This is a genomic window from Polaribacter litoreus, assembly GCF_054584775.1.
Map to the genome: position 1 here is coordinate 252,800 of NZ_JBTLRD010000004.1, position 15,767 is coordinate 268,566.

The 15,767-nt window shown below is 31.5% G+C and carries 13 protein-coding genes and 1 tRNA gene; 4 read left to right on the forward strand and 10 right to left on the reverse strand.

Annotated features, from left to right (window positions below; all coding sequences use genetic code 11):
• Positions 1 to 138: 138 nt before the first annotated feature.
• From ACW9UN_RS04805 to tamL, 5 genes are all read right to left on the reverse strand, one after another.
• Positions 139 to 2,370 (reverse strand): polyribonucleotide nucleotidyltransferase, encoded by a 2,232-nt coding sequence (locus ACW9UN_RS04805; protein ID WP_459484383.1) that lies wholly within the window; start codon positions 2,368 to 2,370, stop codon positions 139 to 141.
• Between the two features lie 339 nt (positions 2,371 to 2,709).
• A complete protein-coding gene (gene rpsO / locus ACW9UN_RS04810) occupies positions 2,710 to 2,979 on the reverse strand; it encodes a 30S ribosomal protein S15 (RefSeq protein ID WP_459484478.1) in 270 nt (89 codons plus the stop codon).
• A 138-nt stretch (positions 2,980 to 3,117) separates the two neighbouring features.
• Complete coding sequence (gene accD / locus ACW9UN_RS04815; RefSeq protein ID WP_459484384.1) at positions 3,118 to 3,990, reverse strand: acetyl-CoA carboxylase, carboxyltransferase subunit beta; 873 nt, start codon at positions 3,988 to 3,990, stop codon at positions 3,118 to 3,120.
• 158 nt (positions 3,991 to 4,148) lie between these two features.
• On the reverse strand, positions 4,149 to 5,216 hold the full coding sequence (gene fbaA / locus ACW9UN_RS04820) for a class II fructose-bisphosphate aldolase (protein ID WP_459484385.1): 1,068 nt from the start codon (positions 5,214 to 5,216) through the stop codon (positions 4,149 to 4,151).
• A 98-nt stretch (positions 5,217 to 5,314) separates the two neighbouring features.
• Positions 5,315 to 7,810 (reverse strand): translocation and assembly module lipoprotein TamL, encoded by a 2,496-nt coding sequence (tamL, locus tag ACW9UN_RS04825; RefSeq protein ID WP_459484387.1) that lies wholly within the window; start codon positions 7,808 to 7,810, stop codon positions 5,315 to 5,317.
• A 69-nt stretch (positions 7,811 to 7,879) separates the two neighbouring features.
• On the opposite strand from tamL, the gene ACW9UN_RS04830 reads away from it, so the two are divergent.
• Entirely contained in the window at positions 7,880 to 8,611 is a 732-nt protein-coding gene (locus ACW9UN_RS04830) for a TrmH family RNA methyltransferase (protein WP_459484388.1), read from the forward strand.
• Positions 8,612 to 8,659: 48 nt separating this feature from the next.
• Here the strand turns inward: ACW9UN_RS04830 and porT are convergent, their stop codons facing one another.
• The 5 genes from porT to ACW9UN_RS04855 form a co-directional block, all read right to left on the reverse strand.
• Positions 8,660 to 9,367, reverse strand: a complete 708-nt coding sequence (gene porT, locus ACW9UN_RS04835) for a type IX secretion/gliding motility protein PorT/SprT (RefSeq protein ID WP_459484390.1) — start codon at positions 9,365 to 9,367, stop codon at positions 8,660 to 8,662.
• A gap of 2 nt (positions 9,368 to 9,369) precedes the next feature.
• Positions 9,370 to 10,101 carry a bifunctional demethylmenaquinone methyltransferase/2-methoxy-6-polyprenyl-1,4-benzoquinol methylase UbiE gene (gene ubiE, locus ACW9UN_RS04840; protein ID WP_459484391.1) on the reverse strand — a complete coding sequence of 244 codons (732 nt, stop codon included), beginning with the start codon at positions 10,099 to 10,101 and terminating at the stop codon, positions 9,370 to 9,372.
• Positions 10,102 to 10,103: 2 nt separating this feature from the next.
• A complete protein-coding gene (locus ACW9UN_RS04845) occupies positions 10,104 to 11,012 on the reverse strand; it encodes a NifU family protein (protein WP_459484393.1) in 909 nt (302 codons plus the stop codon).
• Positions 11,013 to 11,114: 102 nt separating this feature from the next.
• Positions 11,115 to 12,512, reverse strand: coding sequence for an OmpP1/FadL family transporter (locus tag ACW9UN_RS04850; RefSeq protein ID WP_459484395.1), 1,398 nt, complete (start codon positions 12,510 to 12,512; stop codon positions 11,115 to 11,117).
• Between the two features lie 30 nt (positions 12,513 to 12,542).
• Positions 12,543 to 13,637, reverse strand: a complete 1,095-nt coding sequence (locus ACW9UN_RS04855; protein WP_459484397.1) for a hypothetical protein — start codon at positions 13,635 to 13,637, stop codon at positions 12,543 to 12,545.
• 148 nt (positions 13,638 to 13,785) lie between these two features.
• Here ACW9UN_RS04855 and proS point away from each other — a divergent pair, with 148 nt between their 5' ends.
• The 3 genes from proS (at position 13,786) to rpsT (ending at position 15,705) form a co-directional block, all read left to right on the forward strand.
• A complete protein-coding gene (gene proS, locus ACW9UN_RS04860; RefSeq protein WP_459484399.1) occupies positions 13,786 to 15,261 on the forward strand; it encodes a proline--tRNA ligase in 1,476 nt (491 codons plus the stop codon).
• Between the two features lie 87 nt (positions 15,262 to 15,348).
• Positions 15,349 to 15,420 (forward strand) — tRNA-Glu (locus ACW9UN_RS04865).
• A 33-nt stretch (positions 15,421 to 15,453) separates the two neighbouring features.
• Positions 15,454 to 15,705 carry a 30S ribosomal protein S20 gene (gene rpsT / locus ACW9UN_RS04870; RefSeq protein ID WP_459484401.1) on the forward strand — a complete coding sequence of 84 codons (252 nt, stop codon included), beginning with the start codon at positions 15,454 to 15,456 and terminating at the stop codon, positions 15,703 to 15,705.
• Positions 15,706 to 15,767: the final 62 nt, after the last annotated feature.

Genomic DNA, 15,767 nt, shown 5'->3' on the forward strand with positions numbered 1-15,767 from the left:
TAAAAGACCTCACAGGTTTAAAATTCTGTGAGGTCTGTATGTTTTACAAAGAAACAAAAAAGCATAAAAAAATCGCCAAAATTAATTGGCGATTTATAAACATTTTGATTTAGGTACTGAAACAATTTCAGTATTTACTTAATCTTCTTTTTTCTCTTGTCTAGGTCTTCTGTTATCACGCCCGCGATTATCTCTACCTCTGTTGTTATCTCTTCCACGATTGTTATCTCTAGGTGGTCTTTCTTTAAAACCTTCTGGTTTTGGTAAAATTGCTTTTCTAGAAACTTTTTCTTTACGTGTTCTTGGGTCTATTCCAAAATATTTTACATCTAAAACATCACCTAAATTAACAACATCGCTTACATTATCTGTACGTTCCCAAGCTAATTCGCTTACGTGTAATAAAACTTCGTTTCCTGGAGCTTCTGTATATTCTACAACTGCACCAAAATCTAACATTTTAATTACTTTAACCTCGTAAACAGAACCTTTTTCTGGTTTAAATAACATTGATTCTATTTTAGCAATTACAGCATCCATTCCTGCTGGATTAGTGCCTAAAATTTCAACAATACCTTCTTCAGTTACAGGATCTTCGTTAATTACGATGGTTGTTTCTGTTTCTTTTTGTAATTCTTGAATATTTTTTCCTCCAGGACCAATAAATGCACCAATTAAATCGTTAGGGATTCTTCTGGTAATCATTTTTGGAGCGTGAGCTTTAACATCGCTATTTGGTTTTTCTATAGTATCTGTTAGTTTTTCTAAGATATGTAAACGACCCTCTCTAGCTTGTTTTAACGCGTTTACTAAAATCTCATAACTTAATCCTTTGATTTTAATATCCATTTGGCAAGCTGTAATACCATCTGCAGTACCTGTAACTTTAAAGTCCATATCACCTAAGTGATCTTCATCACCTAAAATATCAGATAAAACTGCGTAGTTTTCACCATCAGAAATTAATCCCATAGCAATACCAGAAACAGGTTTCTTTAATTGTACACCAGCATCCATTAATGCCATTGTTCCAGAACAAACAGTTGCCATAGAAGAAGAACCATTAGATTCTAAAACTTCACTTACAACTCTTACTGTATAAGGGCAATCAGCAGGAATCATTCCTTTTAATGCTCTTTGCGCTAAATTACCATGACCAACTTCTCTTCTAGACGTTCCTCTAATTGGACGTGCTTCTCCAGTTGAAAAAGGAGGGAAGTTATAGTGTAAATAGAAAGTTTCTTCACCTTCAAAAGAAGGCATATCTATTTGGTTTGCTTCTCTAGAAGTACCTAAAGTTACAGTTGCCAATGCTTGTGTTTCTCCTCTTGTAAAAATTGATGAACCATGTGTTGATGGTAAATAGTCTACCTCACACCAAATTGGTCTAATATCTGTAGTTTTACGGCCATCTAAACGTAAACCTTCTTTCAAGGTTAAATCGCGAATGGCTGTTTTTTGTGCCTTAGCAACATATTTAGAAATTAACTTTCCGAATTCCTCTTGCTCTTCTTCAGAAAAAGAGTTTACGACTTCTTCTTTAATTTCGCTAAATGCAGCACTTCTTTCGTGTTTTGCAGAACCCGCTTTAGCAATAGCATACGTTTTATCGTATACTAATTCTTTAATTTTAGCTTCTAATTCTTCATTTTCAACAGCTGGTTCGTATTCACGAACTTCTTTCTTCCCGAAAGCTTCAGCTAAAGCAACTTGAGCAGCACATTGTACTTTAATTGCTTCGTGTGCCACTTTAATAGCTTCTGCCATTTCTTCTTCAGAACATTCATCCATTTCACCTTCTACCATCATCACTGAATCTGCAGAAGCACCAACCATCATGTCAATATCAGCTTCTTCTAATTGAGCTCTTGTTGGATTGATTACAAATTCACCATTTACTCTTGCAACTCTCACTTCAGAGATTGGGCATTCAAATGGTAAATCTGATAATTGAATAGCAGCAGATGCAGCTAAACCAGCCATTGCGTCTGGCATAACATCATCATCATGAGACATCATCTGAATCATAACTTGTGTTTCTGAATGGTAATCTTTTGGGAACAATGGACGTAAAACACGGTCTACTAAACGCATGGTTAATACTTCACCATCACTTGGTCTTGCTTCTCTTTTAAAGAAACCTCCAGGGTAACGACCTGCAGCAGCAAATTTTTCTCTATAGTCTACAGTTAAGGGTAAAAAATCTACATCTGCTTGATGATAATTTGATACTACTGTACATAACAACATACATTTACCTGATTGAACAACAACTGAACCGTGCGCTTGTTTTGCTAATTTACCGGTTTCTAATGAGATGGTTCTTCCATCTCCAAGGTCAATGACCTCTCTAAATACTTTTGGAATCATAAATTTTTAAAATTCTTAATGTTTAATTTGTTTGTTGTTGTGTTGTTCTGAAACAAGTTCAGTAAAAATAGCTGTTGTGTGTTTTTTCCAATGGAAATTCAAAAGGGTTGTTAGTTCTTTTGATTTTTTTTGAATTACGTTTGTGAAGCGTAACTCATTTAATTTGTAGATTTCTGTTTGTGCAAAAATAATTCTACTTGATGTCATCTCTACCTTGTGGAGAGATCTTAAGATTTCTCGACTTCATTACATTTCGCTCGAAATAAAAATGTTTGCTTTGCAAATTCATACAAAAACAAATAAAAAAGAGGCACGTTTATAGTGCCTCTTTTTAAGAAATTATTTTCTAATTCCTAGTTCTTTAATAATTGCACGATATCTTGCAATATCTGTTTTCTTTAAATAATCCAATAAACTTCTACGTTTACCTACCATCATTACTAACGAACGCTCTGTGTTAAAATCTTTACGATTTCTCTTTAAATGTTCAGTTAAATGGTTGATTCTGTGAGTGAATAATGCAATTTGACCTTCTGAAGAACCAGTATCATTTTTTCCTTTACCGTGTTTTTCGAAGATACCTTCTTTAATTTCTTTTGTTAAGTACATGCCAATATTATTTAAATGATTTTTATGTATATCAATGATATTTTTCATTGAAGGTGCAAATATAGAATTATTTTTCAAGAAAAAACCAATAAAAGAATATTCTTTTATTGGTTTTGGTGTGTTCTAAATTCTATGTTTTTAAGCTTCTACTTCTTTTCTTATTGGTAAATTTTGTATTAAATCGATATATAGATTTACTTGTTTCTTTAGGTGTTTGCGTTCGTAAATTGCATCTAAAAAACCATGTTCTAAAACAAATTCAGATTTTTGGAAACCTTCTGGTAATTCTTTACCTGTTGTATCTTTTACCACTCTTGGCCCAGCAAATGCAATTAATGCATTTGGTTCTGCTATATTAATATCGCCTAACATTGCATAAGAAGCAGTTGTACCACCTGTTGTTGGGTCTGTACATAAAGAAATATAAGGTATTTTTACTTCTGCTAATTGTGCTAGTTTTGCTGATGTTTTTACCAACTGCATTAGAGAAAGCGATGCTTCCATCATTCTTGCTCCACCAGATTTAGATATCATTAAAAAAGGAATTCTATTTTCTATAGAGTAATTAATTGCACGTGCAATTTTTTCTCCAACAACAGAACCCATAGAACCACCAATAAAAGCAAAATCCATAGCAGCAATAACAATATCTTTTCCTAAAGATTTACCAACTGCAGTTCTTACAGCGTCTTTTAATTTTGTTTTTTCTTGTGCCGCTTTTAATCTGTCTGGATATTTTTGAGTGTCTTCGAATTTTAAAGGGTCTTTAGAAGTCAATTTTTCGTTTAATTCTTCAAACTTATTATCATCAAAAAATAATTCGAAATATTCTTTACTGCCAATTCTTACATGGTAACCATCTTCTGGACTAACATATAAGTTCTTTTTTAATTCTTCTGTATCTATAATTTTACCACTAGGTGTTTTGTACCAAAGACCTTTGGGTGTGTCTTTTTTATCTTCTGTAGCAGTTTGTATTCCTTTATCAGTTCTTTTAAACCAAGCGCTCATAGATTTGTTTGTTTAAAATTATATTTGTTTAATGGTTTCTTTTTTAAAAGAAACGGATTACAAATGTAAAAGATTTTTTATGAAGTATTTATAGCAAATAAAAAAAAAGCATTTTGATTTAATCAAAATGCTTTTTTAATAATTTTATTTATAAAATATTATAGTGTATCTACGTTATTTAAGTCTGCAAAAGCTTGCTTTAAACGAGCTTTAAAAGTTTCTTCACCTAAACGTAACCATTTTCTTGGGTCGTAATATTTTTTGTTTGGTTGGTCTGCACCTTCTGGATTACCAATTTGAGTTGCTAAATAATCTGCTTTACCTTGCATATAATCTCTAATACCTTCTGTAAAAGCGAATTGTAAATCAGTATCTATATTCATTTTAATTACACCATAACCAATAGCTTCTCTAATTTCTTCTAAAGTAGAACCAGAACCACCATGAAAAACAAAATCGATATGATTTTCTTCTACACCGTATTTTTTAGTAATAAATTCTTGAGAATTCTTTAAGATTTTTGGTGTTAATTTTACATTACCTGGTTTGTAAACTCCATGCACGTTACCAAATGCAGCTGCAATAGTAAATTGTGGAGATACTTTCATTAACTCTTCGTAAGCATAAGCTACTTCTTCTGGTTGTGTATATAATTTAGAAGCATCTACATCAGAATTATCTACTCCATCTTCTTCACCACCAGTAATACCTAATTCAATTTCTAAAGTCATACCCATTTTGCTCATTCTAGCTAAGTATGTTTTACAAATTTCCATATTTTCTTCTATAGGTTCTTCAGATAAATCAATCATATGAGAACTGTATAGAGGTTTTCCTGTTTCTTCGAAGTGTTTTTCTGATGCATCTAATAATCCATCAATCCAAGGTAATAATTTCTTAGCACAGTGATCTGTATGTAAAATTACAGGAACTCCGTAAGCTACTGCTAATTCATTAACGTGTTTTGCACCAGCAACACCGCCAGCAATAGCAGCTTTTTGATTTTCGTTAGATAAACCTTTTCCAGCATTAAACTGCGCCCCACCATTAGAAAATTGAATAATTACAGGCGAATTTAATTCTTTAGCTGTTTCTAAAACACTATTAATTGTATTAGAACCAATTACATTAACTGCTGGTAAAGCAAATCCTTTTTCTTTTGCGTAATTAAAAATTTCTTGAACTTCTTTTCCAGTTGCTACACCAGGTTTAATATTATGACCCATTATGTTGTATTTAATAATTATTTATATGATGTAAAAATAATAAAAAATGTAGTTTTAACGGTAAATAGAAATTAAAAATAACGAAAACGTTGTCTATTTTAAAAAGGATAGTTAATACCTATATTGTAAACAGCACTATTAAAATTATAGTTTTTAAACCATTTATTGCCATTTAAATAGGGTTCGTAGGTTTTAAAGCCAATATCTAAACGAACAATTAGAAAATTAAAGTCGAGTCTTGCACCAATACCAGAGCCTACAGCGATGTTTTTTAAGGATGAAAAACCTGTAAATTTTGCATCATCTTCTATAAAACTAGAGCTAGAGATGTCCCAAATATTTCCAGCATCGATAAACAAAGCGCCTTTAAGCATGCTTACTACATCAAAGCGATACTCTGCACTTGTTAAAAACTTAAAACTACCAATATTAAATTCTAGGCCAGTATTTCTGCTTCCTGGGCCTAATTCGTAAGTCTGCCAAGCTCTAATATCATTAGAACCACCTGCAAAATAACTTTTGGTAAAAGGAATATCGGAATTATCATACGTAAAAATTGCACCTATAGAAGATCGAAATCCAAAAACAGAATTTCCTGAGCCAAGAGTCCAAAATTTCTTGTATTCAATATCAGTTTTAAAATACTGAGCTAAAGGTATTTTTAGAAAAGTTTTTTTGTTTTTATTGTTTATTTTGTTTGAGAGCAATCCTAAAATATTTCCAGAATTGGCTAGTCTTACTCTAAAAAAAGAAAAGTCGTTATCTCTAAAATCTGTTTGCCCATTATAAGTGTATGTATAAGCAATTGTAGGGATTAAGAAATCTGATGTAATGATATTATACCTGTCTAAAATGTTTAAAGTATTATTAAATTCTTCTGGATTAGAGGTTCTAAAGTTAGTATCGTTTGCAACAGCATTCATAAAACGCAATGCTTCATTTGGCACATCTAACTCTCTGTTAGAGTTGTTGTAATTGAAATTATCAAAAATTTGAGCCACTTCATTCAGACTTTGATATTCTGAGTTGTATATGTTAAAGTAACTACTTACATTAAGATTTTGTACGTATTGCGTGTTTAGTACTTCTAATTGAATGGTTTTTTGTGGGTTGTATTGCCATTTGTAATCTGTTAAAAAAGTAAAGGTTTGCCTATCTAAACCAATATTTTTTTGAAAACTCGAACCTAAAGAAAAATAGGTTCTTGGAGACATTTCTTTAGGAACAAGTTTACTTAAGCCAAAAGGAGCCACAAACCTTGGAATTTCTACAGAAGCATCTGCCCCAATTTCCCAACCTGGGCCAGTGTTAGAATTAAACCAAGAACCTAAAAACGATAGTTTTAAAAGCTCAGTTCCTTTAAAAGTATTTCGATTTGTAAGAGAAAATTTTGCAGAAGTTCCAATATTTCTAATATTAGAGTGTGTTAACTCTGTTTCAAAGCCTAATGTGTATTTTTCTAAAGGAGATAGTAATATATCCATTTTTAACGCATCATCAGAACCATTAATCAAAGAAAAATTGATATTGGTAGATTTAAAATTCTGTAAAGATTTTAAATGTTTTCTAGTTAAACTTATTAAGGTGTCTCTATAAATATCATTAGGCTTTAAAAATAAAGATTGTGATAAATACTTGGTACTGTATTTTACTTTGTCGTGTGCCAAAAAGTTAATACCACCATAGGTTAAGGTGTCTTTAATAGCCTCACCTTTTTTGGTAAAAGAGTAATCTGTATATACATTTACTTCTTTAATTTTTCTAATTTTATAGGGCTTTTCTTTGTATTGGCCATTATCTTCAATCAATCTATTTCCAGAGATTATAAAATCTATATTTGCCTTGTAATCTGCACGAGTAGAATCAACATAAAAGCCTAAAGCAGATTCTGTAAAATTATCAATTCCGCTATTTCTAAAAAGTTTAACCACATTTGCAGCTTCATTTCTAAAAACCTGTTCTTTGTATTGTTTACCTGTTTTTAATACACTTTGTAAGTCTGAATTTTTATAAATAGAGTCTAAAACTTTAGATTCTATTTTTATATTTATGGTGTCTAAAATGGTTGGCTTTCCTTTGTTGATGTAATAGGTTACTGTAGCTTTTTTATGTGTTGAGTCTCTTTTTATTTTTGATGTAACAGAAGATTTAAAAAAACCTTGCGTTTTGTAAAACGCAGATAAATTATTAGCAGTTCTTTTAACTTTAAGCTCTTTAACAATCTCTGGAGTTTGAAAATTTAAAAACCATTTATTTAAGTTTATAAAAGAATTTGCAAAAGCAATGCTTTGTTTTTCTGAAAATATTTTTTTTACTGTGTTGTAAGAATTTGGGTTTTTTTCTGCCCACTCACTAGGGGTTTTGGGTTTGTTGTGATTTCCTAAATTATGAAAATATAACCCTAAAGGCATTCCTATAAAACGAGGGTTTGGTTTTTGAAGAATATATTTTTGTAAATCGGGGCTATTGGTTTTTGTACTATCAATAAAAATGTAATTTTTGGTCAGCAGATGTTCGCCTTCGGCTACATGTTTTGTAGAATTACATGCAGCCAAAAATACAATGAATAAAAATAAGTAAGAAAATTTTTTCATTATTTTAGCACTCCAAAGGAAATCAAAAATAGTATTTTTCAACGGTTTATTTTCATTTAGCAGCAATTAATGAGCATCTCAAAAAATCAACTAAAAGTTATAACAAGTTTATCGCAAAAAAAGTATAGACAAAAGCAGCAATTATTTGTAGCTGAAGGTGTAAAAGTGGTAAACGAATTGCTAAACTCTTCTTTTAAGGTTGATGTTTTATTTGCTACTGATGATTTTGAAACTTCGATTTATAATGATACAATTATCCGAATTTCCGATACTGAATTACAAAAAATAAGCAAGTTAAAATCGCCCAATAAAGTTTTAGGATTATTTAAAATTCCGGATGAAAAACCGCTTCAAAATAATGGATTAACCATTGCTTTAGATGCCATTAACGATCCTGGAAATTTAGGTACAATTATTCGTTTGTGCGATTGGTTTGGAGTATCGCAATTAATTTGCTCTAAAAACACTGTAGATTGTTATAACCAAAAAGTTGTGCAAGCAAGTATGGGTTCTTTAACCAGAGTTTCTATAAAATATTTAGATTTAGAAACGTATTTAAATGAAACTACTTTGCCAACCTTTATTGCTGATATGGATGGTAAAAATGTTTACAAATCTGAATTACCAAAAGAAGCCATTTTAATTATGGGCAATGAGGCAAATGGTGTTTCTGATAAAGTGAAAAGTATGATAAAAAATAAGATTTGCATTCCAAGATTTGGTGAAATTCAAGAAACAGAAAGCCTAAATGTTGCTACAGCTACTGCAGTTTTATTGAGTGAATTTAAACGAAGTTTTTAGTGGGTAGTATTAGTTTTCTCAGTTAACAAATAACTTTGCGACTAATTTTTACTCAAAAGCTAAGTTTAGGAATAAACCACGAGTTCCCATAAAATTTACAGGAGAAGTCCATTGACTATTAGGGTCGTCATCGTATTTTATTTCATTATTAATTGCAAAAACACCACGAATTGAAGGCGAGAATTTAAAAAATGATAAATAAATATCGATTCCCATACCAACTTCGTACATAAAATTGCTAGTTTTCATACGAAACTGCCCTGCAGAATTGTCATCTTGATTGGCTTCATTACTCGAAAAGTTATGATCGTAAGAAATACCAGCCAACACATAAGGACGAATATTTTTATAACGATCTGTACTAAATTTTAAGACTACAGGAACATGCAAGTATGTAGAGCCAACCTCACGAATACTATCTCTAGGGTTACTTGCGTTTGTAAGATGATTAAAAATGATGTTCTTAGAATTGGTCATTAAACCAGGCTCAAAACGAAAACTTAAATTTTTATGTAAACGCAGTTCAGCAATTAAACCAACATTAAAACCGTAGGTTGGTTCTACAGTGTAACCAGCATCAAAAACGTTGCTATTTCTGATATTTAATTTAAAATCATTTTGATTCAAACCTAAATAAAAACCATAATGAATTTTTCTATCATCAAAAGTGGGTAGATTTTCAACACGTTCTCTCTGTGCAAAAAACGTTGCAGAAATCATCAACAAAAAACCAAAAAGAAGTGTTTTTTTTATCATTTTTATTTTCTTGCAGTATAAATTGTAGCCACTCCAAAAGTTACAGGATTGGCTTTTGTATATGTAAACCCATTATTTTGTAAAATATTGTTGAAAGCTTCTCCAAAAGGAAAAGAATTTGCAGATTCTGATAAATAAGAATAGGCAGCTTTGTCTTTAGAAAAAAGTTTACCAACTGTTGGTAAGAATAAGTTAGTGTATAATTTATAGCCCTGTTTAAAAGGAAATTTTACAGGATTAGAGGTTTCTAAAATCACCAAAACTCCTGTAGGTTTTAAAACTCTTGCAATTTCTTTTAATCCCTTATTTAAATTTGCAAAATTACGTACCCCAAAAGAAACTGTAATAGCATCGAAAGTAGCGTCATCAAAAGGCATGGCTTCAGAGTCGCCTACTATCATTTCTATTTTATCAGACAAATTGGCTTTTGCAATTTTTTGCTTACCAACTTCTAACATTCCTGCAGAAATATCTAAACCCACAATTCTATCAGGATTTAAGTCGGCCATCATTAAAGCCAAATCACCAGTTCCAGTTGCAATATCTAAAATTTGTTTCGGGTTGTTTTTACCAACAATTTCAACAACCTTTTTACGCCATTTCACATCAATTCCTAAAGAAATTACACGATTTAAACCATCGTAATTTCCAGAAATAGTATCGAACATTTGGGCAACTTGTTCTTTTTTACCGAGTTTAGAATCTTTATATGGATTTATTTTTTCTGCTGACATTCTTATCCGTTAATTGCTACAACTTCGTTAATTTGATTGGGTAACATTTCTTTTAATAAAGTTTCTATTCCGTTTTTTAAAGTGGCAGTAGAAGAAGGGCAACCACTACAAGCGCCTTGTAAAACAACACTTACAACTTTGTTTTGCTCATCATAAGAACGAAATGCAATATTACCTCCATCACCAGCAACAGCAGGTTTTATATATTCATCTAAAATATCTGCAATTTGTGCAGGTACGCCTTCTAACGCTACTTTTGGAGCTGTATTTTCTGTTTTTGTTTCTGTTGATGTTTGATTCGGTAATGCTGCAATAATTGTTTTTCCATCAACTAAATATTCACGAATAAAAGATCGAACTTCAGAGAAAACCTCATTCCAATCTACCATATCATATTTTGTTACAGAAATATAATTATCAGAAATAAAAACTTCTTTTACAAAAGGAAAATTAAAAATAGCTTGTGCTAAAGGCGATGATTTGCTGGCTTCCTCTATGTTTTTATACTCAACATCAGTTTGAGTTAATGCTTTGTTAGTGCCAAATTTCATAACAGCTGGGTTTGGTGTAACTTCTGCATAAACTTCTATAGCTTCTTTTTTTGTTGATGAAACCTGCTCGTTTACAACCACGTTACCGTCAGTAATATAGGCCTGAATTTGTTCGGCAACTTCATCTTGAACGTCTGACCATTCTACAATGTCAAAACGTTGAATGGCAATAAAGTTAGCTGTAATAAATATCTTTTTTACAAATGGTAAATAAAACAATTGTTGCGCTAAAGGTGAGTTTTTAGCTTCGTCTATATTTGAAAATTCATAACTTCCACCATTAATTAAAATTTTTGTGCTATTGAATTTTAATATGGTATTATTAGTTGTTTCTTGAATGGTAATTATTGTCTCTTGCATATTCTTAAAATGAGATGCAAAATTACGGCAAAAAACTGAATTGCAACAAAAAAGACCTTGTATGTTTTGCAAATACAAGGCCCTTACTATAAATATTTTCGATTACAAACTTAACGAAACAGTTGCTGTAAAAACTCGATTATCGATGTTTAAGTTTGCTGGGTTTACATTAAGACCTGGGTAAAAGTTATAACCTGCGGTTCTATTATTATCGGTAAAAGCAAAATCTACTTTAAAGTTCCCAAAATTATAACCAGCACCCAATGAATACCCTTCAACATCTGAAAAGTTAGAGATTGTAGTAGTATTTAAGTTGTTGTTTATAAACGGAGATTGTTCAAAGCTGTAACCACCTCTTATGCTAATATTATCAAAACGCCATTCAGTACCTATGTTGTAGCTATGTGTGTTCCTTAAGTTTTGCTGATAGAATTGGTTTTCGTTGGTAAATACACCATCTGATAATCTAATACCACTGTAATTTCTATTGATGTAATCTATACTTAATAATCCGTTTTTGCCAAACACAAATGCAGCACTACCTGTTAGCTTACTTGGTGTTCTTAATCTGTAAGATATCAATTGAAAATCATTAAACTCAGAGAAAGTACCACCATTTCCAGGAAAAAAAGTGGTTTCTCCAATATCTACATTACTATCTTGATTATAGTTTGAATCTTGAAGAATTTCTGTAAACCAAGTTGGTGTTTGGTAAGATACACCGAATCTAAATGCCGGATGCAATTTATAGATAAAACCTAAATTTGCAGAAAAACCAGTACCTGTTGTAATATTATCTTGAAATAATTCAACATCTAAAATATTAAAATCAATATCACTATTTAATTCGGTTAATACAGATTGTTGAGAAAAATTTAATTCATAAAAATTTAAACCTAGCCCTACATGTAATTTTTTTTGATGCACAGCAGAAAACGCAAAGTTTAATTCTGAAATTTCTCCATCATAGGTGTTATCAAAAAATTGACCTTCGGTAAAATTATAAACATTTTCATCTCTTGGATTACTGTCAAATCTAGTTACAGCTTCGTTTCCACCAGCAGAAAAGCTTCTAGAAAAATCTTTTGTTATTCTATAGTTAAAACCTATTGCAAATTTGCTCCACTCTTTACTAAACGCACTGTCAAAAATCAATACAGCACCAGCTTGAGATAGGTTTAAATTTTCATTATTTGTTATTAAAGTTCTTCTATCATTAAAAGCGGCATCACCAAAAGAAGTTGCAATATCTTGACTTCTTGAATTAATAGTACCTGTAAGCATACTGTAATTAAAAACAGATAAACCAGCAGGATTTATGTTCATTGAAGAAATATCGCCTCCTAAAGCTCCAAATGCTCCGCTCATTGCAGTAAAACGCGCTGTTCCATTGTTATCGTCTTGAGAAAATAAAATTCCCAAATCTTGGTATCTTAAATTTTGAGAAAAAGATGTAAACGTTACTGCGAATAGAATCGCTGTGATAAATAATTTTTTCATATTGTTAAAATTTTTCTGAAGAATATATTTTTAGTTTCCTCTTCTGTTTGTAGAACCAGAACTTCTAGATGTACTACTTCTTCTTGTTGATGAAGATTTAGAACTTCTACTAGAACTTGAAGAGCTTCTTGAAGGTATGGCACTTCTTCTTGTTGATGAACTACTTCTTCTTGCAGATGAAGATGATGACCTTCTGGCATTAGAGCTACTATTTCTAGACCTAGTACTACTACTTCTGGTTGAAGAACTTCTCCTTGAGGTTGGTGTACTTCTTCTTACAGTAGATGAATTTCGAGTTGAAGTAGCACTTCTTCTTGATGGGTTAGTTGTAACGCTACTTCTTCTATTTGTTGTTGATACTCTTCTATTAATAGTAGAGCTGCTTCTTCTTGCTATAGACGAAGATCTTCTGCTTATACTGCTATTTCGTCTACTTGTATTAAAGCTTCTTCTTGTGCTTAAACCAGTTCCTCTGCTATTATAAACAAGGCCTCTGTTGTTTCTGTAAAATCTGTTGTTATTCCAAAATCTATTGTTCCAACGATTTCCAAAAAAACCAACATTCCAAGCCCAGTTATTATGGTAAGGATGCCACCATAAAGGATTGCCTCTCCAAAAACGATTAGGTCCCCATCCATTTCCCCAAAAAGGACTACCCCAAAAAGGATCTCCCCACGCATTCCAGCCGCCAAAAGCCCAACCATTGTTAAAGCCCCAACCCCAATTATTAAAACCACCACCCCAAAAAGGATCGTTATACAAATTAAGATTTACAACAACATCATTATCTTCGTATCCCCAAGGTTGGTTTTCATCATAGGTTACGTTTTCATCATCAATAGCAACTTCATTTGGGTTGTAAGAATCAATATCCGTAAAAATTTCATCACTTTCTATATTTTGAAGCTCGTCTAATCTTTTAGAAAAATAATTATCTTCATAATCATTGTATTCACTATCGTTTACAATTACTACTTTTTCTTCTTGTCTTGGAGGAAGTGTATCACCATAAATTCCATCATTATTATATACACTTTGATATGTTCCGCAAGAAACTAATAGAACATTAGCCATTACAAATAAAATCAATTGTGTAAAGTTTGTGTTTTTATATTGTAGTTTCATAATCTTATGTTTTTGCGGTTCTTTTTATTGATGAAATTTTGCTTTATAAACGTTAAATTATAGTAGTTTTGTATCTGTTTTTATAAAATAAATCATTTAACACAAATTTCACTTTAAAGATAACAATATTTGTGCCAAAGTATAGATTATGGGTAAACATTTAACAAAACGAACTGACGATTATTCTAAATGGTATAATGAATTAGTAGTAAAGGCAAATCTAGCAGAAAACTCTGCAGTACGAGGTTGTATGGTGATTAAACCTTATGGTTTTGCGATTTGGGAAAAAATGCAGGCTGAATTAGATAGAATGTTTAAAGAAACTGGGCACGAAAATGCCTATTTTCCATTATTTGTTCCTAAAAGTTTGTTCGAGGCAGAAGAAAAAAATGCAGAAGGTTTTGCTAAAGAATGTGCAGTTGTAACACATTATCGTTTGCAAAATGATCCTGATAATGAAGGTAAATTAAGAGTAGATCCTGAAGCTAAATTAGAAGAAGAATTAGTAGTAAGGCCAACTTCTGAAGCAATTATTTGGAATACCTATAAAGGATGGATTCAATCTTACAGAGATTTACCTTTATTAATAAATCAGTGGGCAAATGTTGTACGTTGGGAAATGAGAACCCGATTGTTTTTAAGAACAGCAGAGTTTTTATGGCAAGAAGGGCATACAGCACACGCAACAAGAACTGAAGCAATTACAGAAGCAAAACAAATGCAAGATGTTTATGCTGAGTTTGTAGAAAATTTTATGGCTATGCCAGTTGTAAAAGGTGTAAAATCGGATAGTGAACGTTTTGCAGGTGCAGAAGATACGTATACCATAGAAGCATTAATGCAAGATGGAAAAGCGTTACAAGCAGGAACATCGCACTTTTTAGGGCAAAATTTTGCCAAAGCTTTTGATGTAAAATATACATCTAAAGAAGGAAAACAAGAATATGTTTGGGCTACTTCTTGGGGAGTTTCTACACGTTTAATAGGTGGTTTAATAATGACGCATTCAGATGATAATGGTTTGGTTTTGCCTCCTAAATTAGCTCCAATTCAAGTAGTAATTGTTCCTATTTATAAGAATGATGAGCAGTTAGAAGCAATTTCTGAAAAAGTAAAGACAATTGTAAAAGATTTAAGAAAAAAAGGGATTTCTGTTAAGTTTGATGATAGAGATACTTTTAGACCAGGAGCTAAATTTGCAGAATATGAATTAAAAGGAGTTCCAATTAGAATTGCAATTGGTAACCGTGATTTAGAAAATGGAACATTAGAAATTGCCAGAAGAGATACATTTGAAAAGAAAACTGTTTCTCAAAATGATGTTATTGCTTACGTAGAAAATCTTTTAGAAGAAATTCAAGAAAACTTGTTTAATAAAGCTATTGAGTATAGAAAAGAATATACTACAGTTGTAGACGATTTCAAAGAATTTAAAAAAGCAATTAAAAAAGGAGGTTTTGTTTCTGCACACTGGGATGGAACAGAAGAAACAGAAGACAGAATAAAAGAATACACAAAAGCAACCATTAGATGTATACCAAATGACGCAAAAGAAGAAATTGGAGCTTGTGTTTTAACGGGTAAACCATCAACAAAAAGAGTGCTTTTTGCAAAGGCATATTAATTTTTTGAAAAAAAAATAAAAAAAGGTTGCAGAATTTAAAAAACGTTGTATATTTGCATCCGCAATTGAGAGATATTTGATTGTTATGGTCCGTTCGTCTAGGGGTTAGGACGCCAGGTTTTCATCCTGGTAACACGGGTTCGATTCCCGTACGGACTACAAAAGTTTTAATAAAAAACGAAAAATAAAATTATGGCAAATCATAAGTCAGCATTAAAAAGAATTAGAAGTAACGAAGCTAAGAGATTACGTAACAAATATCAGCATAAAACAACAAGAAATGCTGTGAGAGATTTACGTGCTATTGAAGATAAAACTGAAGCAGAAGGGAAATTAGGAAATGTAATTTCTATGATCGATAAATTAGCGAAGAATAATATTATTCATAAGAATAAGGCTTCTAACTTAAAATCTAAATTAACGAAGCACGTAGCTGCTATATAAGATTTTAAATTAAAACATTTAAAGGCTCTGAAATAATTTATTTCAGAGTTTTTTTTGTGCTC

Excerpts from the sequence above, each read along its gene's own strand:
- ACW9UN_RS04805 (WP_459484383.1), bottom strand. The coding sequence starts at position 2,370 with ATGATTCCAAAAGTATTTAGAGAGGTCATTGACCTTGGAGATGGAAGA.
- rpsO (WP_459484478.1), bottom strand. The coding sequence starts at position 2,979 with ATGTACTTAACAAAAGAAATTAAAGAAGGTATCTTCGAAAAACACGGT.
- accD (WP_459484384.1), bottom strand. The coding sequence starts at position 3,990 with ATGAGCGCTTGGTTTAAAAGAACTGATAAAGGAATACAAACTGCTACA.
- fbaA (WP_459484385.1), bottom strand. The coding sequence starts at position 5,216 with ATGGGTCATAATATTAAACCTGGTGTAGCAACTGGAAAAGAAGTTCAA.
- tamL (WP_459484387.1), bottom strand. The coding sequence starts at position 7,810 with ATGAAAAAATTTTCTTACTTATTTTTATTCATTGTATTTTTGGCTGCA.
- ACW9UN_RS04830 (WP_459484388.1), top strand. The coding sequence starts at position 7,880 with ATGAGCATCTCAAAAAATCAACTAAAAGTTATAACAAGTTTATCGCAA.
- porT (WP_459484390.1), bottom strand. The coding sequence starts at position 9,367 with ATGATAAAAAAAACACTTCTTTTTGGTTTTTTGTTGATGATTTCTGCA.
- ubiE (WP_459484391.1), bottom strand. The coding sequence starts at position 10,101 with ATGTCAGCAGAAAAAATAAATCCATATAAAGATTCTAAACTCGGTAAA.
- ACW9UN_RS04845 (WP_459484393.1), bottom strand. The coding sequence starts at position 11,012 with ATGCAAGAGACAATAATTACCATTCAAGAAACAACTAATAATACCATA.
- ACW9UN_RS04850 (WP_459484395.1), bottom strand. The coding sequence starts at position 12,512 with ATGAAAAAATTATTTATCACAGCGATTCTATTCGCAGTAACGTTTACA.
- ACW9UN_RS04855 (WP_459484397.1), bottom strand. The coding sequence starts at position 13,637 with ATGAAACTACAATATAAAAACACAAACTTTACACAATTGATTTTATTT.
- proS (WP_459484399.1), top strand. The coding sequence starts at position 13,786 with ATGGGTAAACATTTAACAAAACGAACTGACGATTATTCTAAATGGTAT.
- rpsT (WP_459484401.1), top strand. The coding sequence starts at position 15,454 with ATGGCAAATCATAAGTCAGCATTAAAAAGAATTAGAAGTAACGAAGCT.